This is a genomic window from Nonomuraea sp. NPDC050790 (genome assembly GCF_044456745.1).
GTDB lineage: Bacteria > Actinomycetota > Actinomycetes > Streptosporangiales > Streptosporangiaceae > Nonomuraea.
Genome location: NZ_JBITGF010000001.1, coordinates 1,386,139 through 1,411,229, shown reverse-complemented (window position 1 = coordinate 1,411,229; position 25,091 = coordinate 1,386,139). Strand labels below are relative to the sequence as shown.

The window sequence follows — 25,091 nt, the reverse complement described above, 5'->3', positions numbered from 1 at the left end:
GGCCGCCGCCCTGTCGGGGTTCCTATCTCTTGACCCGGTAACGCAGGTGGGTGACGCCGGTGCCTTCGACGACCGCGATGGGCCCGTCAAACTGGACCGGTGCGATGCCGAGCTCGCCGAACAGCGTCTTTCCGCCGCCCAGCACGACCGGTACCAGCTCGATGCCGACCTCGTCGAGCAGACCGGCCTCCAGGCACTGACGGGCCATTTGTCCACCGTTGACGGCGACGTTCTTGTCCCCGGCCAATTCCTTGGCCTTGGCCACCGCCGCCTCGATGCCGTCGGTGACGAAGACGAAGTTGTCATCGTCGTCCGGACGGTCGTCAGGGCGCCGGTGGGTGAGCACCACTGTGGTCACGTCCATCGGGTGGCGCCCGCCCCAGGCGTTGGTCATGTCGAAGAGGTGCCGGCCGACGATCAGCGCGCCGGTGTCGTCCCACTCGGGCTTGACCAGCGCGGCGCTGGCCGCGGAGATGCGGAGCCGCGGCGGAATCTCGACCTCGCCGTTGCCGTACCACTGGAACAGCAGGTCGAACCCGCTTTCTCCGGGTCCGGCGATGTAGCCGTCGAGCGACATGGTGGCGCCTGTGGTGACCTTGCCCATCGCGTTGTCTCCTTCGCTATCGAGAACCCGACCAGGCATTGTGGCTTGGTCGGCTGTGCAGTACAACGTCGCAGTCGTGAGGCGACCGCCACATGCGTGGTGACCACGCGCCCGGCACGCGACCACCACCTACGGCAGCTTCGGACCAGCAAGCAGCACTACGGTGACCTCGTGCTCGAACCGGACACCCATCCGTTGCCACAGTTCGGCTGACCTGGCGAGTGCGTCGCTGTCGCCACGGAGTCGGCCAGCGGCCCGCAGCACCGAGCCGCAGCGCGAGCCGGGCATCCACCAAGGTGATCAGCGGGTCCAGCATCGGCCAGCCCATACTCACCGGGTCACCCATCGCCGCGGCCCGGGCCCGCCACTGCGCGACGCGCTCGCGGTCACCGCGCAGGCCATGCGCCAGCACGGCGAACGGCATTGTGAGCCAGACAAAGTACGCCCGCGGTCGGCCGGCGCGTTGCCAGCCAGCCCACATGTCCTCGGCGAGCTGCACCGCGTCGTCGAGGTCGCCGGACAGGACGAGCACAGGAATGGTCTTGCTGGCCGCCAGGTACACGCTGTCGCCGGACACTCGGCGTCAGAGATCAGCCGTGCGGTCGGCCTGGCGGCCGGCAGGTCGGCGGCGGCCACCGTGGTCAACGAGGACAGCCCGCGCGCGTCGCTGATCTCGACCGCATGTTCCGGGTGGTGCGGGGCGAGCAGTTTGAGCCGCTCGGCGGCGATCCGGTGCCACTGCGCGACGCGGCCGTCGTTGATCGCGGCCACGCGCAGCGCGTCCAGGCTTGCGCTGATCAGCACCGGGTCACCGGTCGCGTGCGCGGCCGCGACGGCAGCCGCGGTCAGTCCGGCCTCGGGCCGCAGTGTGTCCGGATGGGCGGTCCACACCGCGGCACAGGCGAGCCGGGCAGCGACGACCGGATCGTCCGGACCTCCAGCCGCGGTCGCCTCGGCGAGCAGCGCGCGGCGCCGCTCGAACGGGATCTCGTCGCGGAAGGCCATCGGGAACCGGCCAGTCAGCTCGACGGCCTGCGCCAGCGCGATGGCCCGCGCATTGCCCGCGCCCGCGTCCCACGCTCGGTCTGCGGCGGCCAGCCGCCACTCGAACGCTCGGTCGGCGTCGTTGCCGACCTGCGCGCAGTCCGCCGCGTTGGCCAGATCCCGAGCCGCCTCGCTCGCATCCGGCGCGCACCGGGCGGCGTGGGCGTACCAATCGGGCGCCTGCCACAGGTAACCGCGCGCGAACGTGAGCCGGCCGAGGGTACGCGCGAGCCGGTGGGCCTCGGCGTCGGGCTGCTCGTGGCCGGTCAGCGCGGCCCGAAGATCGCCCGCCACCGCGTCGAACTCGCCATGCCAGGCCGTACCGGCGCGCCCCGCGAGACCGACGGCCAGGTCAGTGGCCAGGTCGACTGCCCGGCGCAGGTACCGCCGACGCACCTCGGTGTGCTCGGGTTCGTCCGCGAGTCGCTCGGCGGCGAACGCCCGGATCGTGTCCAGCAGTCGCCAGCTGCCGTCCCGGTGCTGGACCAGGCTCTTGTCGACCAGCCGGCCCAGTACGTCGGCGGTCTCGGCCACGCCCACCCCGATGACCGCGGCCATCGCTGGCAGGTCGAAGTCGCCGACGAACACCGACAGCCGACGAAACACCGCCCGTTCGTCCTCGGTGAGCAGGTCATGGCTCCACCCGATCACCCCGCGCAGCGACCGGTGCCGCACCACCGAACCGCGCCCACCAGCCAAGAGCCGCAGATAGTCACCCAATCGGCGGCTACGACGAGACCGGCAACCAATACCTCGGCCACTTCGACGGCCCCGAGCTGGTCCTCATCGGACCGGTCCGCACCACAAGTCGTCCTCACCCCGACGGCACCATCACTCAACGCACCGACCTGCCCGCCGGCCCCGGCCAGTGGACCCCTGGCTGCACACACAACTACACCGCACCGGTTAACGACCACAGCGGACCTGTGGTGCGATCAACTTGGAGAAGCGGGGCCAGCTTGCTCGCCTGAAGGCGGCCTGTAGCCAGGCATCACCGCCGGACTGCACTTTCGTGCTCAGCGAGGCATGCCTGCGCCAAACCATGGGGCGACCCGGCAAATAATGGCGGATCAGCCCAGGCTCATCCTAGACCTGGTGAAGCGGCGTACGCGTTGAGGCGGGTTCAATAATTCCACACCGGGTGACTTCCTCGATGTCCAGTACGAGGTCGGGTCGGCGGATCCTTCTTCGGAAATGGGAGCTGATCCGTAGCGCGGCCGCGGGAAGTGTGCTCAAGTAGTGCCAGCTCGCGTGAAAGGGCTCCCACGCGTGCGGATGTGTGACTCCGAGTTGTCTTGTGGACGGTTGGTTCAAGTTCAGCGACTCGGTGTCGCGATGTTCTGCGGGCCGCCACGCCCGGCCTCGGCCTGATGGCCGCCGCCGTACCCGACGGCCTCGGCGAACGCGCCTGGGCCTACGCCCCCGCGCCGCCTGGGTCCGCCTGGTCTACCTGTCCCTTTGGTAGCGCGCCGCCCGCTCGGCGCCCAGCACCTTCCCCTACTCCAGTCCTGCGGCATGTGCCCGGCCCGTCCCGGGCCCTCGCCCGGATGGGCCAGCGTGAGGTGGCACGGCGGCGGCTGCGTTCAGGGTGCCGGGCGACCTGTCGGGGCGTGTGCCTGTCGCGGCTGGGCGAATCGCAGCAGGTTGCCGGAGGGATCGAGGAAGGCACAGTCGCGGACACCATCGGGCTGGTTGATGGGTTCTTGCATCACTTCGGCGCCCGCTGCCTCGATGTACTCGAATGTGGCGTCGCAACTGTCGGTCACGAAGATGAGACGGCCCAGCAGGCCCTTGGCCATCAGGTCCGCGATCGCCTGCCGGTCGGCTGGTGAGACACCAGGGTCCGCACCGTGGGATTCGAGGACGATCTGCAGCTCCGGCTGCGACGGCGGGCCGACGCTCACCCATCGCGTCCTCTCAGTGCCGTCGTTGCGTATCTCGAAGCCGAGCACGTCACGGTAGAAGCCGAGCGCCTCGTCGAGGTCGTGGACAGCGAGAGTGCAAGACGAGAGCCTGAGATCCGTGCGGGTCAACGCCGCTCCTTGTCGCCGGCGGTGAGAATGACGATGTCGAGGTCGCGGAGCCGGTCGAGGTCGGTGTCGATGTCGATGCGGGTGATCTTCTCGTCGGCGACGGTGAACGTGAAGACGGCCTTCGGCCGACCGAGGTGCGACCAGACGGCCGCCGGTACGCCGTCGACCAGAGCAAGCCGCGCGGCCTGAGCCCGTCGTGCGGCGAAGAAGGCCGCCACCTCCCGGCCACCGCGGACCTCGCCGACCACGGCGCTGGGATCAAGCAACTCGAGCAGGGCGGCGAAATCCCCGCCCCGCGCGGCGGCGAGGAAAGCCTCGACGATTTCCCGCTTCGCCGATCGCGCGGCATCGGATGCGCCGGCCGCTCCTTGCACCCGGCGCCTGGCCCGGCTGGCGAGCTGCCGGGCCGCCGCCGGGGAACGGTCGATGACGGCGCCGATCTCGCCGAACGACACGGCGAAGACGTCATGCAGGACGAACGCGAGCCGCTCGGCGGGAGTCAGCGTGTCCAGCACCACCATCAGCGCCACACCGACCGAATCGGCCAGCAGCGCCTCGTCCTCGGGGCCGGCCTGCCCGGGTGGGTGGAGGCTCGCGCGCGGCGCGGCCGACTCGGTCGGCTCGGGCGGCAGCGCCCCGGCCGACTCCTCATGCCGGGCCCGGCGTGCCTCAAGCATGTTCAGGCAGACCCGGGCGACGATCGTGGTCAGCCACCCGGCCGGATTCTCCACCTGGCCGGTGTCGGCGCGGCTGACCCGTAGCCACGCCTCCTGCACCGCATCCTCGGCCTCGCCGGGTGAGCCGAGCATCCGGTAGGCCACCGCGTGCAAACGGTCCTGGTGCTCGGCGAACTGCTCGCTCACCCAATCTTGCTCGACCATCCGTCACATTCCTCCGTCTCGCCGGTCATACCTATTGACCGGCGAACTCGCGCCGGTGTGACATCCGGGCGCAGCCCGGAGGTCCGGCCTGCCGGTTCAGGCGGCCAATACATCTGAAGCACCTAGGAGACAAGCATGAAAGCGCACGTCAGCTCGATCCTTCTTGGCGTCCTGGATATGGAGCGGGCCAAGCGGTTCTACACGGAGGGGCTCGGCTGGAAGGTCAAGAACGACTACGGCATCTCGGTGTTCTTCGAATCGGACGGCGCCTCACCCGTCGGCTTCTACGGCCGCGAAGGCCTGGCCGACCAGGTGGGCACGAGCCCGGAAGGCAGCGGCTTCAGCGGACTGGTCCTCACGTACGTCGTCCGTAGCCAGGCACGAGTTGACGAGATCATCGCGGAGGCCGAGAAAGCCGGCGCCACGATACTCAAGCCCGCCGGCCCCCTTCCTTGGGGCGGGTACGGCGGCGCCTTCGCCGACCCGGACGGCTACATCTGGAGTCTCGGCTACAGCGCCCAGGGAACGGACCAGCCCTACGCGGAGTAGCCGCCAAGAAAGCCGCAGGCGAGTGCGAATGCCGCGGCCATCGCCGGGCAAGCCGGCCGGACACCTCTGGACGGATGGTCCCACAGCCTGACCGGCACCGATGAGTAGGTTCGGCGTCGACGCGGGATCGTGTCGACGCCGAACCACCGCGCGTTGTCGGACGCAGCCGTTGCACACTGACCGACGAAACCCACGCCGATGTGACTGTTCGGCCCGCCGGTTCAGGCGAACTCACCCGGAGAGACCCGCGTCACTGCAGGTGAGCGCCATCATGCTCGGCGTCAAAAAACTTGACCCGCGCCAAGAAGTTCTATGCCGAGGGCCTGGGCTGCAAGATCGACAAGGACACCCGTCATTTCGTCTCGTTCAGCCTGGGCGAGGGATCCCCGCAGTTTGGCTCTCTGCGAAGGGGAGGCAGCGGCACGGGACGCCGACGTCTGCGCAGAGGGGTTGCGCAACGCGGTGGCTGCCGGCGGCAGCGTGGCCAAGGAAGCGGCCCCCGGCCACGCCACATCCGGCGAGACCGGGACCGGCCCACGTCCCCGTCTTGACGTGGGGTTACCCGTCCTGGATGCGCTTCGTCATCGGCACGCTGGAAGGTCTCGGGGCCATCCTGCTCATGATCCCCAGCAGACGCACACGCTTCCTAGGCGCTACCACGCTCGCGTTCGTGCTCGCCGGAGCGGTCACGACGCACATCATCAACCACGACATTCTTGCTGAAAGCTGGGCCGCACCGACATACCTCGTCATCTCCGGCATCTTTGCGCCGGCCGACTGGCGAGACCTCCTGCGAGCTGCTACCCCGTCCGCGGCCCGAGCAGCACATTCAACGGAGTGACAACTCGTGGATCGCCACGCCTGCGGGCCGCACTGGTCGCCATCCGTGCCGGTCGGCTGTTGAGAAGATGCCGAAACCGGGATGTAAGAAGGACTCCCTTCGGACCACTTGCTCTGTGAACGTTTCATTTCCAACCGAAGGAATCGGCTTGCCGAACCCCCATGAGCGCTTCACCGCGCTCTACAACACCTACCAAGCGCGGGTGTACGGCTACGCGGCAAGTCGCGCCGGACATCAACTCGCGGAAGAAGTGGTCAGCGAGACCTTCCTGGTGGCCTGGCGGCGTCTGGACAGCATCCCCGACCACGCGCAGTTGCCATGGCTTCTCCGCGTCGCTCGCAACATCCTGCGCGACAACTTCCGGCAGGCCGCGCGACGCGAATCTCTGGAAGCCGAACTGCGAACGTGGATGGACGAGGCCGCCACCGATGCGGGCGATCATGCCACCGAGCGCGTCGCCGTCCTGCGCGCCCTGTCCGGCTTGTCCGAGGCGGACAAAGAGATCCTCACCCTGACCACCTGGCATGGCCTGTCCGCCGCGGAGGCGGCCGAGGTGCTCGGCTGCACCAGGGCCGCCTTCTTCGTCCGCTTGCACCGAGCGCGCCGCCGGCTGCAGTCGGCGATCGAAGCCACCGCTCCCTCCGCATCCCGAAAGCCCGTGACCGTTCCAGGAAGGAAACCGCGATGAGCCGCAAGCCCGACGCGATGGACCTGCTCGCCATGGCCCGCCCGGCTTCGCTGGACCGCGGATCACGCATCTCCGTTGACGACATGCTGTTCATGGCCACTGCCGAGGCGCCACAAGAACCTTCGGGCAGGCCATCGCCGGCCGCCCCGCCCTCGCGGACCCAGTCTCGTCTGTGGGTCCTGTGGGCGCCGCTGTCCACGGCCGCGATCGTGGCGCTGGTCTTCGCCCTGGTGACGAATCTGGCATCAGCCCCTGCCGTGCTCAGTCCGCCGAGGACCAACCAGGAGCTGTACGACCTGGCCGACAGGATCGAGAAGCTCCCGGCAGAGAACGGCGCCTATTGGCGCGAGGTGAGCATCGACGGCGGCCACCTGTCCAGCGGCGGCTACAGGCTCCTGGTGGTCGGCCGCCGCGAGACCTGGGTACCGCGCGATCCCGCTGATCCAGTGCTCACGCAGGTGTGGCGCCAGGTCGGCGCCCGCCCGGCCACGGCCGGGGACGAGCGCGCCTGGCGAGCGGAGGGAGCACCCGCCCGGGTCAAGGGGCACTGCGAGACCAGCGGGCCGTGCGCTTCGATTCCGGTCGCCGATGAGCCGCGGGACTGCACGTACACCTCGAGGGTGGATTCCACGGGGACCTATCCCAACAGAGCGGTCAGCGACTTCACCATGGCGGATCTTGCCGCCATCCCCACCGATCCGGACGAGCTTGTGAAACAGCTCCGCGCGTACCATGTGATCTGGAACGACCGCGGCTTCACCCAGCCTTTCGAGAAGTTCCTGCCGACTACCGCGAGTCTCCTGAGCATGCCGCTCAGCCCTGGCCAGCGCGCCGCGATCATCCGCGTCCTGGCCGATCTGCCGACCACCAAGGTCATGGGCACAGTGACGGATCCGCTGGGCAGAAGAGGCCTGTCCGTGGACTTCGGCGGCGCGGGAGGCTCCCTGACGTACTCCAGCAAGCCGCGCAAGGATCTGCCGGTCTACTACAGGGAGATCCTCGATCCGCAGACGGGGGCGACGCTCTCACGCGTTTCCTATGCGGCCCGCACCGCTCTGGGGGCGACCAAGGGGGAGGTCGTGAGCTACCAGGCCCGCGGCCCCGAGTCGGGCTGGACCGGGCCGCCGGCTTCTCCCCCGAAGGGGTGCAAGAAGCGGCGATGAAGGGATACCGGCCCCGGTGGCGACGAGCGCGCTGCCGGGGCCCTGCGCTGTGGACGACTCAGCTGAGCCGAAGACCACGACTACCTTGACCAAGCGCGTGTGCTCTTCCTGCGCATTTAAGTGCCCACTCCTGAGTCCACTGGTGATCATGGCCGAGGTCGTGGCGGGTGACAGCATGGCGTGCTGTGACGACTCCAGGGTTCGGCCGAGGCGTGGATGGCGACATCAGGGAGCGGGGCCTGCGCCGGCGGGGTCGAGCAAGATGAGAACCGTCAGCAGGATGATCCAGGCGATGATCGTGGCGAGCAGGATCTTGGCGATGGCAGGCCTGCGTCGAGAGGAACCAGGGGTCTTCACAGCCATCCGCTCTTGCGTAGCAGCCGGTAGACGACAAGGACGGCGACGACCATCACACTCAGGCTGAGCGGGTAGCCGAGCAGCCAGTGCAGCTCGGGCATGTAGTCGAAGTTCATGCCGTAGATGCCTGCGATCATCGTGGGTACGGCGATGAGCGCCGCCCATGAGGAGATCTTGCGCATGTCGGCGTTCTGTTGCATCGCCACCTTGTTCTGCTCACGGCCCGTCAGGGCCAGGTGCGCGCTCAACGCGCTGGTGAGCAGTTCGTTGTGCTCATCGACTTGGGCATCGACGCGCAGTAGGTGATCAAGGACGTCACGGAACTGCTCGCGGCTGGCCGTGCAGAGCTCCACCCGGCCTTTGACGATCTCCTCCAGTACCGGAATGAGCGGGTCCTGGGCGGTACGAAACTCCAAAACCTCCCGCTTGAGGGAGTAGATGTCGGCGGTGACGTCGGCGTGCATGCCGCTGAAGACGCGCTGCTCCAGCGCGATGAGGTCCCCCTCCACCTCGTGGGAGATGTGCGAGTAGGTGTCGACGACTTCATCGCAGATCGCATACAGCACCCCGGACGGACCGGCGGCCAGCAGGTCGGGGTCGGCCTCGATGCGCTCGCGCACCCCTCGCAGGGGGTTGGCCCGGCCGTGGCGGACGCTGATGACGAAGTCACGTCCCAGGAACAGGTTGATCTCACCGACCTCGATGCTGGAGGTCTCCTCCTCGTACATCAGCGGTTTGAGGACGACGAACAGGGTGTCGTCGTAGCGTTCAAGCTTGGCGCGCTGATGGGCGTTGATGGCGTCCTGCACGGCCAGCGGATGCAGCTTCACCTCATTGGTGATCAGGTCGAACTCCTCTTGAGTGGGTTCGTGTAAGCCGATCCACAAAAAGCAATCGCCGCGGGCGCGGGCGGTGGTGAACGCGTCGCTGATGTCACCGTTGATGGTCTCGCGCTCGCCGTCGCAGTAGATGGCCTGGTTCACGATCACATCCGGCATTCTCGCGTATCCGCGCACCCGGAATGGCGCACACAAGACAATCACCACGAACAGTGCCCATAACCCCCGCTATCACCGTCCATCGCGCCGGGCAGGGCAGGCCAGCAGGGATCGTCGGCATCCCCAGCTGCCGAGTCGTGCCTGTATCGGGCTTGCTCGCCCGTGCGGACAGGCAAGGGGCGATCTCTGCTGGTACGTCCGCCGCGTGGTGCGGGTCCGGCTCCGTGTGCAGACGCTCGCCAGGAGCGTGAAGTCATGCGGGAGACCCCGCCCGGGCAGAGGCGGGCGGGGTCGTGTGGCCTTCATGACCCGCAAATCACCTGCGCACGCCGCGCCTGCCGTACAGGCTGACGGTGAGGATGACGCCCAGGGCGGCGACGGCGACTTGCAGCAGCAGCTCGATCCAGTCGATGCCGCCTGTCGCGGCGACGCCGAAGGCGCCTGCGATGGCGGTGCCGATGAAGGCGGCGACAATGCCGACCACGATGGTCAGCCAGATGGGGATGTGCTGCTTTCCTGGGACGACCAGGCGGCCGAGCGCTCCGATGATGGCGCCGATCACGATCGCGGTGATGATGCCGGTGATGGTCATGTCCTGCTCCTTGTGAGTCGGGGGGTGAGCCGATCACTGACTGCCCGGCGCCGACCGCCCCACACCTGTCGCGGGGATCTGGTCATACAGAGGCAGGGCCCGCCGACAGCGACCAGCTTCGCTGACTGCGAACCGAGGCGATCAAGAGGTCTCTCACATCGATGTGGTTCGGGAGGATGGCCCTCACAGCAGTTACTTGCGGGAATTCTGCATTCTCGCAAGTTGGCTTGACGCCTTTCTACGCAACGGATCTTTATTTTTGATTTTGATTTTCTGGAAAATCAAAAATGCTAGAGTGCTGCTGTGAGCGGGGAGACGGGCGTGGTGACGCCGTGTAAGCACTGTGGGGCGCCGATCGAGCAGCGGGCGGGGCGGGGGAGGCCCAAGGCGTACTGTCCTGAGGGGGATTGTCAGGCGGCGGCCAAGCGGGAGCGGGAGCTGCGGCGGGCCACGCCTGGGCTGGAAGGTGCGCTGGCCAGGGCTGAGCAGCTCTATGAGCGGATGGAGAGTGGGTTGGCGGCTGCACTTGAGCCGCTGGCTCGGGCGCTGGCCGAGGAGCTCAGTCCGGCCGGGGTCGAGGCCAAGCTCAGCGCTGTTCAGGCTGAGGCGCATACGCGGGTGGCGATCGCGCGTACGGAGCGGGAGCAGGCCTTCGAGCAGGTACGGCTGGCCCGCGAAGCCGTCGAGGAAGCGCAGCGGGAGACCGGGGCCATGCGGGAGCGGGCTGAGGAGGCTCAAGCGGAGAGGGACGCTGCGCTGGGGGATGCTGAGCAGGCCCGGGAGCAGGCGCTGGCGGCTTTGCGGGAAGCGGCCTCCACCGAACGGCAGGCCAAGCAGCGGGCCGACGAAGCTGTGCGGCAGGCCAAGCAGCTCGCGGACGAGGCGGGGCGGCGGGCTGAGGAGATGGCCGAAGAGGCTGCTCGGCGGGTGGAGGCGGCCGAACTGGCCCGGGAGGAGCTGGCCGGGCGGGTCGAGGCGGCCCGGGGGCGGGTTTCGGCTGCGGAGGCGCGGGCCGTATTGGCTGAGCAGGAAGCCGAGGTGGCGCGGGCGGACAGTGCGCGTGACCGGGGGATCGCGGAGGCGGCGCAGGGGGCGCGGGAGGAGGCCGAGCGGGCGGTCGCGGCGGCGCAGGCGCGGGCCGAGGCGGCGGTGCAGGAGCGGGAGCGAGCGGTCGCGCGGGCCGATGCCGCCGAGGAGGGGCGGCGGCGGGCGGCGGCGGAGTTGTCCAAGGCGGAGGCGGCCCGTGACGAGGCCCGGGTACGGCTGGCCGAGGCTCAGCAGGCTCAGGCCAAGCTGGCCGCGGGTGAAGGACCGAAGCTGGACAAAGCGCGGGCCGAACTCGGCAAGGCGCGGGCTGAGCTGGACAGACTCAAAACCGAGAATGACCGGCTTGGGGCGGAGTTGCTGGTGGATCGGGCTCGGCTGGAGGATCTGCGGGCCGAACTCGACGCCGCCAGGGCCGAGGCCGCGCAACTGCGGGAACGCGCGGTCGTGGCGGAGCTAAGGGCCAAACGCTGAAGAGCCCGAACGCTCAAGGGCTTTGCGTTGGGTTGGGGTGAGGCGGTCTGGGTGGATGGTGGCGGTGTAGGTGTCGCCCGTCGCCACCACCGTCAGCGGGTCGGCTATCGCCGGCCGTCGGATGAGGGCGTTCAGGCCGTCGACGACGCGTTCGCGGGGGAGCGCCAGCGCCACCGCCAGATCCTCCACGGTGAGCGGGCGGGCGGCGTGGAGGAGGGCGGCGAGCACCGTCAGCGCGTTGTGCACGGCCGGCTCGGTCAGCACGGTGCTGGTCATCTCCCCGCTGACCCAGGAGAAGAACCTTCCCATCCGGCCCAGCCGGACCCCTGCGGGCGTGTCGGGACCGAGGAGTTCGATGCCCTCGCGGGCCGCCGCCGCGACCTTGTCGTGCGCCCGGGTGTCGGCGGTCCAGGCGCGCAGCCACGGGTCCTCGTGCACGATGTAGCGCTCGCGCCGCCCGCCGGGGTCGGGCGCGCGGCCGACGAGGTCCATGGGGTGGAGGTAGGCGATCGCCTTGGAGACCGACGCGGGGCTGACCCCCAGGCGCGTTGCCAGTTCCGCCGAGGTCAGGCTGCCCGTCTCGGAGGTGAGCAGGCAGACGAAGACCCGGGACGGCATGCGCGGCATCCCGATCTCGGACAGCAGCGCGGCGAGCCGTTCCACGAAGTCGTGGGTCGCGGTCGGTGACGCCGTCCGGTACGGCTTGCGCCGCCGCGCCCGATGCCCGGTCGCCTGCTGGGCGGGGTCGGCCAGGTAGGCGGCGGGTCCACCGTTGCGTGCCACCTCCCGGCTGACGGTCGAGGTGGGGCGGCCGAGGCGTCTGGCGATCTCGGCGTATCCGAGGCCGTCGGCGACGCAGGCGGCGATCTGCTGGCGTTCTTCGTGGGTGAGCCTGCCTCCGGGCATCGGGCGCGCCTCCTGGTGTGCGTTCGTCGACAGCTCATTGCAACACTCGTTGCGTTTCCCGTCAATACCATTGCATTTATGCCGATAAATCGGGACGTTTTATTGACGCCAGATAAAACGCAACGTAGCCTTTCCGTGATCTGAAACGCGACTACGAAGAGGTGCGCACATGCACATCATGGCGATTTCCACCATCACCGACGAGCGGGGATTCTGGGACGCGCTCAAGCGGGCACACGGCAGGCTGCCCACGGGCGCGCGCTGGCTGCTGGCCGTGGCGAGCACCGACGGGACGAAAGCGGTCAACGTCATCGTCCACGACTCCATCGACAGCGTGAAGGCCATCCTCGACGGCCCCCACGCCACCACGGAGTACGTCGAGGCCGACGCCGCCAACGCCGTCGGGCTGCCCACGTGACCCCGGAACGCCTGCTGGAGATCCTCGCGGAGTACCAGACCCCCGGTGCCACCGTCGGCATCCTGCGCGACGGCGAGATCACCGAGGTCGCGGCCGGCGTCCGCAGCGTGGTGACGCGGGAGCCCGCCACGCCCGGCACCATCTACCAGTGCGGCTCCATGACCAAGACCTGGACCGCGCTGGCCTTCATGCAACTCGTCGACGAGGGCAAGGCCGCGCTCGACGAGCCGATCCGGAGCTACCTGCCCGCCTTCAAGGTGGCCGATCCGCAGGTCAGCGCCATGGTCACGGCCCGCCACCTGCTGAACCACACCAACGGCATCGAGGAGTCCTTCGGCGACCCCGGCGAGGGCGACGACGTCTACGCGCGCATGGTGGCCGGCATCGCCGAGGCGCCGCAGGTGCACCCGCTGGCGTACACCCATGGCTACAGCGCCGCGCTGGGCTACGCGATTCTCGCGCGCGTGATGGAGGTGGTCGACGGGCGCGGGTGGGACGACATCATGAAATATCGGCTCTTTGAGCCGATGGGGCTGGCCAGTACGAGCAGCCGCCGCGAGCACGTGGACCTGAGCAGGGCAGCCACCGGGCACGTCGTCCGCTCCCCGGAGGAGGGGCCGATCGTCTCCCCGGTGGCGTACCTGCCACGCGCCTACGGCCCCGGCGGCAACCTCAGCTCGACGGCCGAAGAGGTGCTCGCCCTGGCCCACGTCCTGCTCAACGAGGGCACCACGGCCGACGGCACGCGGATCGTCTCTGCCGAGAGCGTCCGGGAGATGATGCGCTCCCGCGTGCCCGTGCCGGATCCGTACATGTTCGGGCCGGAATGGGCGCTCGGCCTCATCGTGTGCGACTGGCACGGCGAGACCGTCTACGCCCACGACGGCAGCACCATCGGCCAGAGCGCCCGGCTGCGGATCCTGCCGGACTCCGGCCTCGCCATCACGATGCTGGCGAACGGCGGACCGCGCGACGGCCTGTACCGGACGGTGTTCAACGAGATCCTGGCCGAACTCGGCGCGGTCACGATCCCGGACCTGCCCGCGCCCGTCCCCGGTCTGAAACTCGACCTCTCCCGGTACGACGGCGTCTACGAGCGCCAGGGAGTCCGCTACGAGGTGAAGGCGGAGGGCGACAAGCTGTTCATGACCTTCGTCCTGAACCCGACGGAGGCCCGCTACCTCGGCAAACCGGACCGCCTGACCTACGAGCTGCTCCCGGTCAGCGACACGCACTTCATCATGCACACGGAGGAGGACCCCCAGACCGTCGCGATCTACGACTTCCGGGACGGCGCGGCGCAGTACCTTCACACCAATTGCCGCGTGACACCGAGGGTCCCGGCCTAAGGTTCCGGCATGGCCTACACCTCGAGGCTTTCCGCCGAGGAGGCGGAGCGCATCCGCCGGTGGCATCTGCGCGCCTACGAGGCCGCCAAGGCCGAGGCGGGCTCCGGCCAGACGTTCGCGTACCCGGGCAGGACGCTGGTGGTGCCGCCCGAGGTGCGGCCGATCACCGGGATGGCCCATCTGCTGGGCGAGGCGGTGCTGGAGGAGGTCCGTCCCGGCGACCGCGTCCTGGACATGGGCACCGGCTGCAGGGGCAACGCGGTGCTGGCCGCCTCGGTGGCGGCCGCCGTACTGGCGGTGAACATCAGCCCGGTCGCCGTCGAGCTGGCGCGCGCGCTCGTCAGGGACGGCTGGACGGTCGACTACTTCACCTTCCGGCTGACCAGGACCGTCTCAGGGGCGCAGGCGTTCGACGAGGTCGTGTAGCTGGAGGCGTTCCTCGGCGCTGAGCGGTGCGAGGAACGCCTCCTGCGCCTCGGCCAGCACCCGCGCCGCCTCCTCGAACGCGCGCGCGCCCGCGCCGGTGAGCGTCACCACGTGCTTGCGCCGGTCGGCAGTGCTGCGGGAGCGGCGGGCGTACCCGCGCTGCTCGAGTTCGTCCAGCACGGCGACCATCGTGGTGCGGTCGAGGCCGGTCAGCCGGCACAGCTCCTGCTGGGAGTGGCTGGCGCCGCGCATCTCCTCGATCACCCGCACGTGCCGCCCGCGGAGTCCCAGCGGGGCCAGCACACTGTCGAACCGCGCCCCGGCCAGGGCTCCGAGCTTGACGAGCAGGTAGCCGGTCTGGGTGTCGAGGCGTGGCTCCATGAGCCAAATCTAGGGCCTTCACCGGCACGCATCGATTCCCTACACTGATTGTCAGTAGTACTGATAATCAGGAGGGCGAACATGTTAGTGCGCATCATCCTCGTGACGCTCGGCGTGATCACCGCGACGCCGGCCGCCGCGCTCTTCGCGCCGGGCTCTCTGACCACCGCGTACGGCATGGCGGTGCCGTCCGACCCGATGGCCCTGTCCCTGCTGCAACACCGCGGCATGCTCCAGGCGGCGCTCGGCGCGGCGCTGGTCTGGGCCGCCTTTCAGCCGCTGGCCAGGATCCCGGTCGCCGCGACCGCCATCGCGACCAAGGCCACCTTCCTGGTCCTGCTCGGGCCCGACCGGCTGGGGGACGTGCTCGGCGTGCCGTTCGACCTGCTGGCGATCGTGCTCCTGGCGTTCGTCATCAGGCACCAGCTCGTCGCGAGCCGTGCGTAGCATGTGCCGATGATCGACCTCCGCCAGTTCCAGGTGCTGCGCGCCATCGCGGTGAACGGCTCACTGGCCGCCGCCGCCCGGCAGCTCCACTACGGCCAGCCCACGATCAGCTACCATCTGGACGCCTTGGAGTCCCACCTCGGCGCCCGGCTGGTCGAGCGGGGCCCGACCGGCGCCGTCCTGACCGACATCGGGGCGATGGTGCTGGAGCACGCGGCCGGGGTGCTCGACCGGGTCGCGGCGGTGGAGTCGGACGTGCGTGCCCGCCTGGCCCACGGCCTGGCGACGCTGCGCGTGGGGGCGTTCACCACGGCCGCGACCAAGCTGCTGCCCCGCCCCCTGCGCCGGGCGACCGCGGGCAGTGGAGTGCGGGTCGAGCTGACCGAGGCCGAGCCGCTGGACCTGCTCACCCGGGTCCGCGCCAGGTCCCTGCACTGCGCGCTGATCTACGACGTCGCGGGCGTGACGCCGCGCTACGGGTCGGACCTGCGCGTGGAGCCGCTGTTCGACGACCCGTTCCGCCTGCTGCTGCCCGCGGACCAGGCGCTCGAAGGTCCGGTCGACCTCGGGCAGCTCGCGGACCGGGGATGGATCATCTCCGCGGGCGGCTACGACCCCAGCGACCAGACGTTGTACGCCACCTGTCAGCCGCTCGGCTTCCGTCCCCGCATCGTGCTCAGGAGCGACAGCTACAGCGTGATCCACGGCTTCGTGGCGGCCGGTGACGCCGTCGCGCTGGTGCCGGAACTGGCCCTGGAGGCGGGCCACGAGGTGGTCGTGCGCGAGACGGTGCAGGAAGTCGGCGCACGCAGCATCCTGTTCGTCACCCCGGCCGGGCCCCGGCCGCCCTTGGTGGAACGGCTGCGCGCCGAGCTGCATCGTTAGACATCTGATAGTTAGGGATCGTATTATCTGGCGCATGCGTACTCTGATTCGCGGCGCCCGTGTCTTCACCGGCGAGCGCACCCTGCCGGCAGCCGACGTCCTGATCGACGGCGACCGGATCGCCGAGCCGGACGGGCTGCGTGCCGACGCCGAGGTCGACGGCACGGGAAAGACCCTGCTGCCCGGCTTGATCGACGCCCACGTGCACGTCTCCGACGGCATGCTCGCCCAAGCACTCACCTTCGGCGTGACCACAGAACTCGACATGTTCTGCCTGCCCGCCAACCTCGCCCGCCAGCGCCGCCTGGCGGCCGACCGCGACGACGTGGCCGACCTGCGCAGCTCGGGCGTGCTGGCCACCGCGCCCGGCGGGCACCCGAGCCAGATCATGACCGCCGTGGGAGAGGGGTTCGGCGACGCGGTGGGCCCCTTCGACACGATCGCCGAGGCCAGGCAGGCCAAGGCGTTCGTCGAGGCGCGGCGGGCCGAGGGCGCCGACTACCTGAAGATCGTGATCGACGACGGCGGGAGCGCCGGGCTCGACCTGCCGGCGATCGGGCAGGACGTGGTCGAGGCCCTGGTCGAAGCCGGACACGCGGCCGGGCTCATGACGATCGCGCACGTCGCCACCGCCCGCGACACCGCGATCGCGCTCGACGCCGGGATCGACGGACTGGCGCACGTCTTCCACGACACCGCGCCGGGCGACCCGGTGACCGGAAAGCTGGCCGCGCGGGCCGCCGCCCAGGGCGTCTTCGTGGTCAGCACGCTGGCGTACGTCGAGGCGATCACCCAGGACCCGCGCGGCGCGGAACTCGTGCGCGACGAGCGGATCGCCGCGCGCCTGCCCGAGCGGGCCGGGGCCGCGGCCGACCGTGACCACGCGGTCGTGCCCGTGCACCCGCAGGGCGTCGTCAACGCGCTGCGCGCCGCGGCCGTCCTGCACGAGGCGGGCGTCACGCTGCTGGCCGGCACCGATGCCAACTTCCTCGCCCCGCTCCACGGCGCCGGTATGCACCGCGAGCTTCTGCTGCTGGTCGAGGCCGGGCTCACGCCCGAACAGGCCCTGGCCGCCGCCACCCGCCTGCCCGCGCTCCGCTTCGGGCTCACCGACCGCGGCGCCGTCCGGCCTGGCCTGCGCGCCGACCTCGTCCTGGTCGACGGCGACCCCACCCGCGACATCACCGCCACCCGCGCCATCGCCGAGGTCTGGCGCCGCGGCGTCCGCCAGGCCCGCTGAACCACGGCAGGAAAGACCGGACCCCCAAGTTTCCGGACCTGCGCGCGCCCATTCCTCCGGTACGGCCCCGCCCGCTCCGATAGTCGAACCATGACCCAGACGAAGAAGTGGCTCCGGTTCGGCCTGCACTACCTCGAGATGGTCGTCGCGATGCTCGCCGGCATGCTGCTGCTCGGCATGCTGTGGGACGCCGTCCTGCCCGCGAACCTCTGGACCGAGGCGGACGTGCTGCTGATGGCCGCCGACATGACCATCGGCATGGCCCTGTGGATGCTCGTACGCCGCCACCCCTGGCCCGCCATCGCCGAGATGAGCGTGGCCATGGTCGCCCCGTTCGTGCTGCTGCTCGTGCCCTACTGGCTAGGCGCGCTGTCCGGCCACATGGTGATGACGATCGGCCACGTGCTCATGTTCGTCGCGATGCTGGCGGTCATGCTGTGGCGGCGCGAGCAGTACCTGCACCACGAGCACCGGCTCGGCACGCGCTGGCTGGGACGCACGGGGGTCGTCCTGATCGCGCTGATGCTCCCCGCCGCGGTCTCCGGGGTGAACACGGCGGGCAAGTTCGCCGGCCTGTACGCGGCCCGCGCCGACGCGGTCACCGTTGCCCCGGCGGGCAACCAGGCCAGGCACGACCCGGCCAAGCCCACCGTGGCCCTGGTGGTCAGCGGCAGCGGCGCGAACGCCGGTGACCTGCTCGGACCGTACGAGGTGCTGGCCGGCACCGGCCGGGTCAACACCTACGTCGTCTCGCCCGGCGCCCGGCTGGTCCCGCTGACCGGCGGCCTCGACCTGGTGCCCGACCTGACCTTCGACGAGCTGGACCGGCTGCTGAAGGAGCGCGGCGACACCCTCGACGCGGTCGTCGTCCCCGCCCTGAACCACCCGGCCGAGCTCGACCGGATCGCCGCCTGGCTGCGGGGGCAGGCGGCGGCCGGGGCGCTGGCCGTCAGCGTGTGCGCGGGTGCCCGCACGCTGGCGGCCGCCGGCCTGCTGGACGGCCGCCCCGCGACCTCCCACTGGTGGCGGCTGCCGGAACTGCGCGCGGACTACGCCACGGTGGGCTGGGTGAGCGGGCGGCGCTACGTGGACGACGGCGAGGTCATCACCACGGCCGGCGTCCTGTCCGGGATCGACGGCGGCCTGCGCGTGCTGGAACGCCTGGTGGGCATGGACGCCGCCGGCGAAGCCGCCCGCAGGGTCCACTGGCGCCACTACACGCCGGGCGCCTCGGGACCGATCCCGGTGTCGAGCTGGGAGCCCGCGGACGTGGCCGTCGTCGCGCTCAACTCCTCCTACCAGGTCGGCCCTTCCGACATCGGCGTCCGGCTGGTTGCGGGCACCGGGGAACTGGAGCTGGCCGCGGCGTTCGCGTCGTACACCGAGCAGACCATGATCGGGCGGACGGTGGCGGTCGGCGAGGGGCCGATCAGGTCGCGGCACGGGCTGACGTTCGTGCCGCGCGCGCGGAACGCCGGCGGCCTGGACCGGCTCCTGGTTCCGGGTACGGCGGCGCCCCGGCGCGAGGCGGGCGCGGTGTATCTGCACACCGGCGCGGAGTTCGCCTTCGACCCGGTGCTGCGCGACATCGCCCGCACCTATGACGTGCCGACCGCGCGGTGGGCGGCCAAGACGCTGGAGTACCCGGTGCTGGACGTGGACCTGCGCGGCAGCGGCTGGCCGTGGCCGGCGACGACCGTCGCGCTGGCGCTCCTGTTGGTCGGCGCCGCCCTGGCGATCGGCGGCGGGTGGGTGCTGCGCCGCAGGAGGAACCGCTAAAACGTGGGCAATTCCGCGGATGCGGCCTAGTGTGGTGGGTTGACTGTCCTTCTGACTTCCTGTCAGGTGTCCCGCCATTCGAGGTGACGCATGCGGATCGCGATCGTGGGAGGCGGCCTGGCGGGCCTGACCACCGCGTGGCTGCTGGACGGCGAGCACGAGGTGGTCGTGCTCGAAGCGGCCCGGCACGCCGGTGGGCACGCCCACAGCGTGCGGGCGGAGGGCGTCACCGTCGACCTCGGCGCGCAGTACCTCTCGCCGACCGGCTTCCCCGCGCACGGACGGCTGCTGCGGCTGCTGGGCCTGTCCGCCGCTGATCTCGCCCCCGCCCCGCTGACGCTCACCGTGACCGGGCCGGACCGGGCCAGGCCCATACTGGTCACCCCGCACCTGCCCGACCAGCGGCGGGGCGAGCGCGAACCGGTCACCGGGCGGCCCTGGCAGGCGTTGGGCACGTTCCTGGCCGCGGCGGCGCGGTTCGAGGCCGCCGACCCGAGCTGGGAGATCCCGCTGGCCGAGCTGGTCGAGCCGCTGCCACTCGCGCGCGAGACCAAGGACTGGCTGCTGTACCCGCTGCTGGCCCACCACGTCCGCTGCGCCAACGAGCAGGCGCCCGAGGTCTCGGCGCGGGCGGCGATCGAGTTCTTCCTCAGCGTGTCGGCCGCGTCGGGCGAGCACGCGCCGCTGTGGTCGGCGCTCGTCCCCGGCACCCAGGACGTCACCAGGCGGCTGGCGGCGGCGCTGCCGCGTGGAGCGCTCCGCACTGGCTCGCCCGTCGGCGCCCTGCGCCGCGACCACGGCCGCTTCGAGGTCGTGGACGCCGCCGGGCGCGCGGTCGTCGCCGACTGCGTGGTGCTCGCCGTGCCCGCCCCCGCCGCCCTGTCGCTGCTGTCCCCGCTGGCGGGCACCCACCGGGTACGGCTGGCGCTGGGCGCGTTCACCTACACGCCGGCCGAGGTCGCCGTCCACCTCGACCCCGCCTACCAGCCCGCCTGCCGCCGCCACTGGTCCGCGGTCAACCTCCAGGTGCACGACGGCTGGGCGGAGGCCGCCCACTGGTACGGCCCGGCCCTCGGCGTGGACGTGTTCAAGAGCTGGATCACCTACCGCGAGCGCCCGCCCGCCGAGGTCGTCGCCCAGCGCTCCTTCCGCCAGCTCGTCGTCACCCCGGCCGCCGTGCGGGCCCGCGCCACGCTGGCCGCCCGCCAGGGCCATGGCGGGATCTACCTGGCGGGCAGCCATCTGACCGGCAGCGACAGTCAGGAGAGCGCGGTCAGGTCGGCGCTGGCCGTGGCCGGGCTGCTGACGCCGGGTGCCGCCCGGCTGCGCGCGCTGACCGAGGGCATCGGGCGGGACGCGACGCCGGTCAGCGGTGCTCGACGAGGCGGGTGAGCAGGCCGATCATTAGTGCCCTGTCGGCGGGGGCAGCGGGCCGAGATCGCCTACCCGGCGTTGACGTACTTGCGCAGGTGCTGGGCGGTCAGCGAGGAGCCCTGGCCGATCAGGTCGGCCGGGGTGCCGGAGAAGACGACCTGGCCGCCGTCGTGACCGGCGCCGGGTCCCAGGTCGATGATCCAGTCGGCGTGGGCCATGACGGCCTGGTGGTGCTCGATGACGATGACCGTGTTGCCGTCGTCGACCAGCCGGTCCAGCAGCGCCAGGAGCTGGTCCACGTCGGCCAGGTGCAGGCCGGTGGTGGGCTCGTCCAGGACGTAGGTGGTGCCGTTCCTGGCCATGTGGATGGCCAGCTTCAGCCGCTGGCGCTCGCCGCCGGACAGGGTGGTCAGCGGCTGGCCGAGCCCCAGGTAGCCGAGTCCCACCGCGTTCAGGCGGTCGAGGATGGTCTTGGCCTGACCGGTGGTGAAGAAGTCGCGGGCCTCCTCGGCCGACATCGCAAGGACCTCGCTGATGTCCTTGCCGCGCAGCTTGTACGACAGGACCTCGGCGGTGAACCGCTTGCCGTCGCACTCGTCGCAGACCGAGCCGACGTCGGCCATCATCATCAGATCGGTGTAGATCATGCCGATGCCCTTGCAGGCCGGGCAGGCGCCCTCGGAGTTGGCGCTGAACAGGCCGGGCTTGACCCCGTTGGCCTTGGCGAAGGCGGCGCGGATCGGGTCCAGGACGCCGGTGTACGTCGCCGGGTTGCTGCGCCGGGAGCCGCGGATCGGCGACTGGTCGGCCACGACCACGCCCTCGCCGCCGGAGACGTAGCCGTGGATGAGCGAGCTCTTGCCCGATCCGGCCACGCCGGTGACGACGATCAGCACGCCCAGGGGGATGTCGACGCTGACGTCCCTGAGGTTGTGGAGGGTGGCGCCGGTGACGGGCAGGTGGCCGGTCGGGGTGCGGAAGCTCTCGCGCAGCCGTACCCGATGGTCGAGGTAGCGGCCGGTCAGCGTGCCCGAGGCGCGCAGCCCGGCGAGGTCGCCGGCGTAGCAGAGCTCGCCGCCCGCCGAACCGGCGCCGGGACCGAGGTCCACCACGTGGTCGGCGATCTCGATGGTCTCCGGCTTGTGCTCGACGACCAGGACGGTGTTGCCCTTGTTGCGCAACTGGAGCAGGAGGTCGTTCATGCGCTGGATGTCGTGCGGGTGCAGGCCCGCGGTGGGCTCGTCGAAGACGTAGGTGACGTCGGTCAGGGGAGAGCTGAGGTGCCTGACCATCTTCACGCGCTGCGACTCGCCGCCCGACAGCGTCCCCGATTCGCGGTCGAGGCTGAGGTAGCCGAGGCCGATCTCGACCAGCGAGTCGAGCGTCGTGCCGAGCGTGTCGATCATCGGGCCGACGCCGGCGCCCTTCAGGCCCCTGACGAAGGCGGCCAGGTCGTTGATCTGCATGGAGGAGCACTCGGCGATGTTGCGCCCGTCGATGCGGCTGGACAGGGCGGCCTGGTTGAGGCGGGCGCCGCCGCACTCCTGGCAGGTGCCGAGCTTGATGGCGCGGTCGGCGAAGGCGCGTGCGGCCGACTGCATGGACTCGCGGTCCTTGCCGATGTACTGCTTCCTGATCTTGGGGACCAGGCCCTCGTAGGTGAGGTTGTGGGTGCCGACCTTGACCTTGGTGACCGGCGCGTACAGGAGAAGCTCCCACTCCTCGGGGGTGAAGTCCCTGAGCTTGCGGTCGGGGGAGAAGTAGCCGGAGTTGGCGACGACCTGCCAGTACCAGGTGTCGACGGCGTAGCCGGGCGCGGTGATCGCGCCCTCGTTGAGCGAGCGGTCCTTGTCGATCAGCTCGTCCACGTCGATGTCGGTGACCTTGCCCAGGCCCTCGCAGGCCGGGCACATGCCCTCGGCCCGGTTGAAGCTGAAGTGCGGCGCGGGCCCCACGGCCGGCTCACCGAGTCGGCTGAAGAGGATCCTCAGCATCGTGTACGCGTCCGTCGCCGTGCCGACCGTCGAACGGGCGTTGGCCCCCATGCGCTCCTGGTCGACGATGATGGCGGCGCTCAGGTTGTGCAGCGACTCCACCTCGGGCCGCGACAGCGGCGGCATGAAACCCTGGATGAACGCGGTGTAGGTCTCGTTGATGAGCCGGCGCGACTCGGCCGCGATCGTGTCGAAGACGAGCGAGGACTTCCCCGACCCCGAGACGCCGGTGAAGACGGTGAGCCGGCGCTTGGGCAGGTCGAGGGAGACCCCTTTCAGATTGTTCTCTCGGGCTCCACGGACCTGGATGAGGTCATGGGCGTCCGCGGCGTCGTAATCCGAAGGCTGCATGTCTTGAAGTATTCCATTGACGTCGCCATGAAAGGTTTTCCGCGAAATCCCCAGACAAATCCGCAAAAACCCTCAACCTGCCATCAAAGTCGGACCGGCGTCACGGGGCAAAAACCGAATGCCGCGCCGGTCGCGGCTGGTCTAGCCTGAACCCATGTCTGCTCCCAGGACCTCTTAGCTCCCGCACACGTTTCCCGCCACCCGTGTGTCCCTGAGTCGTTCCGGAGTGTCATCCCATGCTCACCTTCCGTGGGGTCGACGTGCGCGTCGGCGCCCGTCTTCTCCTTTCCGGCGTCACCGCCCACGTAGCTCCCGGCGACCGCGTCGGCCTGGTCGGCCGCAACGGCGCGGGCAAGACCACCCTGCTGCGCACGCTGGCCGGGCAGTTGCCCCCGGCAGCCGGCACGATCACCGCCTCCGGGCCGATCGGCTACCTTCCGCAGGATCCCGCCGCCGCCGATCCGGCCGTCCCGGTCGTCGACCGCATCCTGTCCGCGCGTGGCATGGACGCCGCCGTACGCGAGCTGCGCGCCGCCGAACAGGCCCTGGCCGGTGGCGGCGAGCGGGCGATGGCCCGCTACGTCCGCGCCGAGGAGGAGTTCCAGGCGCGCGGCGGCTACCCCGCCGAGGCCGAGGCGGCCCGCGTGGCCGCCGGGCTCGGACTGCCGGAACGGGCCCTGGCCCAGCCGCTCGGCACCCTGTCCGGCGGGCAGCGCCGCCGGGTGGAGCTGGCCCGCGTCCTGTTCGCCGACCAGGGCACGCTGCTGCTCGACGAGCCCACCAACCACCTCGACGCCGACTCGGTCGCCTGGCTGCGCGGCTTCCTGAGCGGCCACTCCGGCGGCCTCGTCATGATCAGTCACGACACGGACCTGGTCGCCGACGTCGTCAACCGGGTGTGGCACGTCGACGCCGAGCACGCCGCGCTGGAGATCCACAACACCGGCTGGCACACCTACCTCACCGACCGTGCCGCCGGTGAGCGCCGCGACGCGCGCCATCGGGCCGTGGCCGAGCGCAAGGCCGCCGCCCTGCACGCGCAGGCGGACAAGATGCGGGCACGCTCGTCCACCGCGACGCGGGCGCGCGACATGGCCCGCAGGGCCGACCGCATGCTGGCGGAGGTACGGCCGGCCCGCCGTACCGGGAAGGTGGCCAGAATCCGCCTGCCCGAGCCCGCGCCGAGCGGGCGCACCCCGCTCGGCGCGGTCGGCCTGACCAAGTCCTACGGCGGGCTCGACGTCCTGACCGGCGTGGACCTGGCCGTGGACCGGGGCAGCAGGCTGGTCGTGCTCGGCCTCAACGGCGCGGGCAAGACGACGCTGCTGCGATTGCTGGCCGGGCGGGAACGCCCCGACTCCGGCCGGGTCGTGCACGGGCACGGGCTGCGCCTGGGCTACTTCGCGCAGGAGCACGACACGCTCGACCTGGGGCGTACCGTGCGGCAGAACCTGGCCGCGCACGCGCCCGAGCTGAGCGACGGCGAGGCGCGCACGGTGCTCGGCGCCTTCCTGTTCGGCGGCGAGGACGCCGACAAGCCGGCCGGGGTGCTGTCGGGCGGGGAGAAGACCAGGCTGGCGCTGGCCGGGCTGGTCAGCTCCCGGGCCAACGTGCTGCTGCTCGACGAGCCGACCAACAACCTCGATCCGCTCTCGCGGGCGGAGGTGCTGGCGGCGGTCGGCGGGTACCGGGGCGCGGTGGTCATGGTCACCCACGACGAGGAGGCGGTCGAGGCGCTGCGTCCCGACCGGGTGCTCGTGCTGCCCGACGGCGTCGAGGACCTCTGGAACCCCGGCTACGGCGAGCTGGTCACTCTGGCATGAGGCCGACCGCGTCGGCGTAGTAGGTGGATCCGGCCAGGTGGTGGGCGAGGTACCTGATGCTCCAGCCTTCTCCCGGGCTGTGGTCGAGGCGCTCCTCGGTCAGTGAGCCGAGCCGGACGGTCCAGATCTGCGACAGCCGGGTGAGCCTGCTGACCGCCTCGTCGAGGTCGTCCTGGGTGAAGGGCGCCAGGTCGTGCGCGGTGGTGACGGCCGAGGCGTGCCAGCGGTCGGGGATCGGCGGCAGGCCCGCCAGCCGGGCCTCCACCTCCGCCAGGTGGTCGATCATGTGGTCGGCCACCCGGCGGATCGCCTTGTGCGGGGTGTAGACGCGGTCGTCGACGGGCCGGGGCACGCCGTCCCAGCGGGTCCAGGTGCCGGCCAGGCGCAGGACGTGCGCGACCATGTCGGCCACGGCGGTGGCCGGGTCCTTGTCGGTGGTGGTCATGGCGC

The 25,091-nt window shown here is 70.6% G+C and carries 25 protein-coding genes; 14 read left to right on the top strand and 11 right to left on the bottom strand.

The genetic code is table 11. The features are described 5' to 3' along the window. Window positions 1–22: 22 nt before the first annotated feature. The 4 genes from ACIBEJ_RS06365 to ACIBEJ_RS06350 form a co-directional block, all read right to left on the bottom strand. Window positions 23–604, bottom strand: a complete 582-nt coding sequence (locus tag ACIBEJ_RS06365) for a dihydrofolate reductase family protein (RefSeq protein WP_397181554.1) — start codon at window positions 602–604, stop codon at window positions 23–25. 330 nt (window positions 605–934) lie between these two features. Then, window positions 935–2,323, bottom strand: a complete 1,389-nt coding sequence (locus tag ACIBEJ_RS06360) for a hypothetical protein (RefSeq protein WP_397181553.1) — start codon at window positions 2,321–2,323, stop codon at window positions 935–937. 908 nt (window positions 2,324–3,231) lie between these two features. Beyond that, window positions 3,232–3,681 (bottom strand): VOC family protein, encoded by a 450-nt coding sequence (locus ACIBEJ_RS06355; RefSeq protein WP_397181552.1) that lies wholly within the window; start codon window positions 3,679–3,681, stop codon window positions 3,232–3,234. After that, a complete protein-coding gene (locus ACIBEJ_RS06350) occupies window positions 3,678–4,562 on the bottom strand; it encodes a sigma-70 family RNA polymerase sigma factor (protein ID WP_397181551.1) in 885 nt (294 codons plus the stop codon). The genes ACIBEJ_RS06355 and ACIBEJ_RS06350 overlap by 4 nt, the downstream gene beginning before the upstream one ends. 135 nt (window positions 4,563–4,697) lie before the next feature. Here ACIBEJ_RS06350 and ACIBEJ_RS06345 point away from each other — a divergent pair, with 135 nt between their 5' ends. The 4 genes from ACIBEJ_RS06345 (at window position 4,698) to ACIBEJ_RS06330 (ending at window position 7,803) form a co-directional block, all read left to right on the top strand. Then, a complete protein-coding gene (locus tag ACIBEJ_RS06345; RefSeq protein WP_397181550.1) occupies window positions 4,698–5,111 on the top strand; it encodes a VOC family protein in 414 nt (137 codons plus the stop codon). Between the two features lie 100 nt (window positions 5,112–5,211). Then, entirely contained in the window at window positions 5,212–5,952 is a 741-nt protein-coding gene (locus ACIBEJ_RS06340) for a DoxX family protein (RefSeq protein WP_397181549.1), read from the top strand. A 148-nt stretch (window positions 5,953–6,100) separates the two neighbouring features. Beyond that, complete coding sequence (locus ACIBEJ_RS06335; RefSeq protein WP_397181548.1) at window positions 6,101–6,640, top strand: RNA polymerase sigma factor; 540 nt, start codon at window positions 6,101–6,103, stop codon at window positions 6,638–6,640. A 17-nt stretch (window positions 6,641–6,657) separates the two neighbouring features. Continuing rightward, window positions 6,658–7,803: a hypothetical protein gene (locus tag ACIBEJ_RS06330; RefSeq protein WP_397181547.1), complete on the top strand. Its 1,146-nt coding sequence runs from the start codon at window positions 6,658–6,660 to the stop codon at window positions 7,801–7,803. Between the two features lie 225 nt (window positions 7,804–8,028). On the opposite strand, the gene ACIBEJ_RS06325 is transcribed toward ACIBEJ_RS06330, so the two are convergent. The 3 genes from ACIBEJ_RS06325 to ACIBEJ_RS06315 form a co-directional block, all read right to left on the bottom strand. After that, entirely contained in the window at window positions 8,029–8,166 is a 138-nt protein-coding gene (locus ACIBEJ_RS06325) for a hypothetical protein (protein WP_397181546.1), read from the bottom strand. Beyond that, complete coding sequence (locus tag ACIBEJ_RS06320) at window positions 8,157–9,158, bottom strand: magnesium and cobalt transport protein CorA (RefSeq protein WP_397181545.1); 1,002 nt, start codon at window positions 9,156–9,158, stop codon at window positions 8,157–8,159. Before ACIBEJ_RS06320 ends, ACIBEJ_RS06325 begins: the two co-directional genes overlap by 10 nt. Window positions 9,159–9,474: 316 nt before the next feature. Further along, window positions 9,475–9,750 (bottom strand): GlsB/YeaQ/YmgE family stress response membrane protein, encoded by a 276-nt coding sequence (locus ACIBEJ_RS06315; protein ID WP_397181544.1) that lies wholly within the window; start codon window positions 9,748–9,750, stop codon window positions 9,475–9,477. Window positions 9,751–10,053: 303 nt separating this feature from the next. On the opposite strand from ACIBEJ_RS06315, the gene ACIBEJ_RS06310 reads away from it, so the two are divergent. Further along, on the top strand, window positions 10,054–11,268 hold the full coding sequence (locus tag ACIBEJ_RS06310; RefSeq protein ID WP_397181543.1) for a hypothetical protein: 1,215 nt from the start codon (window positions 10,054–10,056) through the stop codon (window positions 11,266–11,268). Here ACIBEJ_RS06310 and ACIBEJ_RS06305 read toward each other — a convergent pair. After that, window positions 11,251–12,174: a helix-turn-helix domain-containing protein gene (locus ACIBEJ_RS06305; protein WP_397181542.1), complete on the bottom strand. Its 924-nt coding sequence runs from the start codon at window positions 12,172–12,174 to the stop codon at window positions 11,251–11,253. The genes ACIBEJ_RS06310 and ACIBEJ_RS06305 overlap by 18 nt on opposite strands. A gap of 178 nt (window positions 12,175–12,352) precedes the next feature. On the opposite strand from ACIBEJ_RS06305, the gene ACIBEJ_RS06300 reads away from it, so the two are divergent. Genes ACIBEJ_RS06300 through ACIBEJ_RS06290 form a run of 3 tightly spaced genes read left to right on the top strand, consistent with a single transcriptional unit; the run spans window position 12,353 to window position 14,367 of the window. Continuing rightward, complete coding sequence (locus ACIBEJ_RS06300; protein ID WP_397181541.1) at window positions 12,353–12,592, top strand: hypothetical protein; 240 nt, start codon at window positions 12,353–12,355, stop codon at window positions 12,590–12,592. Then, window positions 12,589–13,941 (top strand): serine hydrolase, encoded by a 1,353-nt coding sequence (locus ACIBEJ_RS06295; protein WP_397181540.1) that lies wholly within the window; start codon window positions 12,589–12,591, stop codon window positions 13,939–13,941. The genes ACIBEJ_RS06300 and ACIBEJ_RS06295 overlap by 4 nt, the downstream gene beginning before the upstream one ends. A gap of 9 nt (window positions 13,942–13,950) precedes the next feature. Next, window positions 13,951–14,367 carry a hypothetical protein gene (locus ACIBEJ_RS06290; protein ID WP_397181539.1) on the top strand — a complete coding sequence of 139 codons (417 nt, stop codon included), beginning with the start codon at window positions 13,951–13,953 and terminating at the stop codon, window positions 14,365–14,367. On the opposite strand, the gene ACIBEJ_RS06285 is transcribed toward ACIBEJ_RS06290, so the two are convergent. Next, complete coding sequence (locus ACIBEJ_RS06285; protein ID WP_397181538.1) at window positions 14,335–14,748, bottom strand: MarR family winged helix-turn-helix transcriptional regulator; 414 nt, start codon at window positions 14,746–14,748, stop codon at window positions 14,335–14,337. The genes ACIBEJ_RS06290 and ACIBEJ_RS06285 overlap by 33 nt on opposite strands. An 81-nt stretch (window positions 14,749–14,829) precedes the next feature. On the opposite strand from ACIBEJ_RS06285, the gene ACIBEJ_RS06280 reads away from it, so the two are divergent. The 5 genes from ACIBEJ_RS06280 (at window position 14,830) to ACIBEJ_RS06260 (ending at window position 20,491) form a co-directional block, all read left to right on the top strand. After that, complete coding sequence (locus tag ACIBEJ_RS06280; protein ID WP_397181537.1) at window positions 14,830–15,195, top strand: hypothetical protein; 366 nt, start codon at window positions 14,830–14,832, stop codon at window positions 15,193–15,195. Window positions 15,196–15,204: 9 nt separating this feature from the next. Continuing rightward, a complete protein-coding gene (locus ACIBEJ_RS06275) occupies window positions 15,205–16,080 on the top strand; it encodes a LysR family transcriptional regulator (RefSeq protein WP_397181536.1) in 876 nt (291 codons plus the stop codon). Window positions 16,081–16,114: 34 nt separating this feature from the next. Next, window positions 16,115–17,320, top strand: coding sequence for an amidohydrolase family protein (locus ACIBEJ_RS06270; protein WP_397181535.1), 1,206 nt, complete (start codon window positions 16,115–16,117; stop codon window positions 17,318–17,320). Window positions 17,321–17,410: 90 nt separating this feature from the next. Beyond that, the gene (locus ACIBEJ_RS06265) at window positions 17,411–19,099 is read left to right on the top strand and encodes a DJ-1/PfpI family protein (RefSeq protein WP_397181534.1); all 1,689 of its coding nucleotides are present in this window, start codon (window positions 17,411–17,413) and stop codon (window positions 19,097–19,099) included. 90 nt (window positions 19,100–19,189) lie between these two features. Then, entirely contained in the window at window positions 19,190–20,491 is a 1,302-nt protein-coding gene (locus tag ACIBEJ_RS06260; protein ID WP_397181533.1) for an FAD-dependent oxidoreductase, read from the top strand. Between the two features lie 50 nt (window positions 20,492–20,541). Here ACIBEJ_RS06260 and ACIBEJ_RS06255 read toward each other — a convergent pair whose 3' ends face one another. Then, a complete protein-coding gene (locus ACIBEJ_RS06255) occupies window positions 20,542–22,818 on the bottom strand; it encodes an ATP-binding cassette domain-containing protein (protein ID WP_397181532.1) in 2,277 nt (758 codons plus the stop codon). Window positions 22,819–23,054: 236 nt separating this feature from the next. Between ACIBEJ_RS06255 and ACIBEJ_RS06250 the strand changes: the two genes are divergently transcribed. Beyond that, a complete protein-coding gene (locus ACIBEJ_RS06250) occupies window positions 23,055–24,641 on the top strand; it encodes an ABC-F family ATP-binding cassette domain-containing protein (protein WP_397181531.1) in 1,587 nt (528 codons plus the stop codon). Here ACIBEJ_RS06250 and ACIBEJ_RS06245 read toward each other — a convergent pair. Next, window positions 24,628–25,086, bottom strand: a complete 459-nt coding sequence (locus tag ACIBEJ_RS06245; RefSeq protein ID WP_397181530.1) for a hypothetical protein — start codon at window positions 25,084–25,086, stop codon at window positions 24,628–24,630. The two genes, ACIBEJ_RS06250 and ACIBEJ_RS06245, sit on opposite strands and share 14 nt — an antisense overlap. Window positions 25,087–25,091 lie beyond the last annotated feature (5 nt).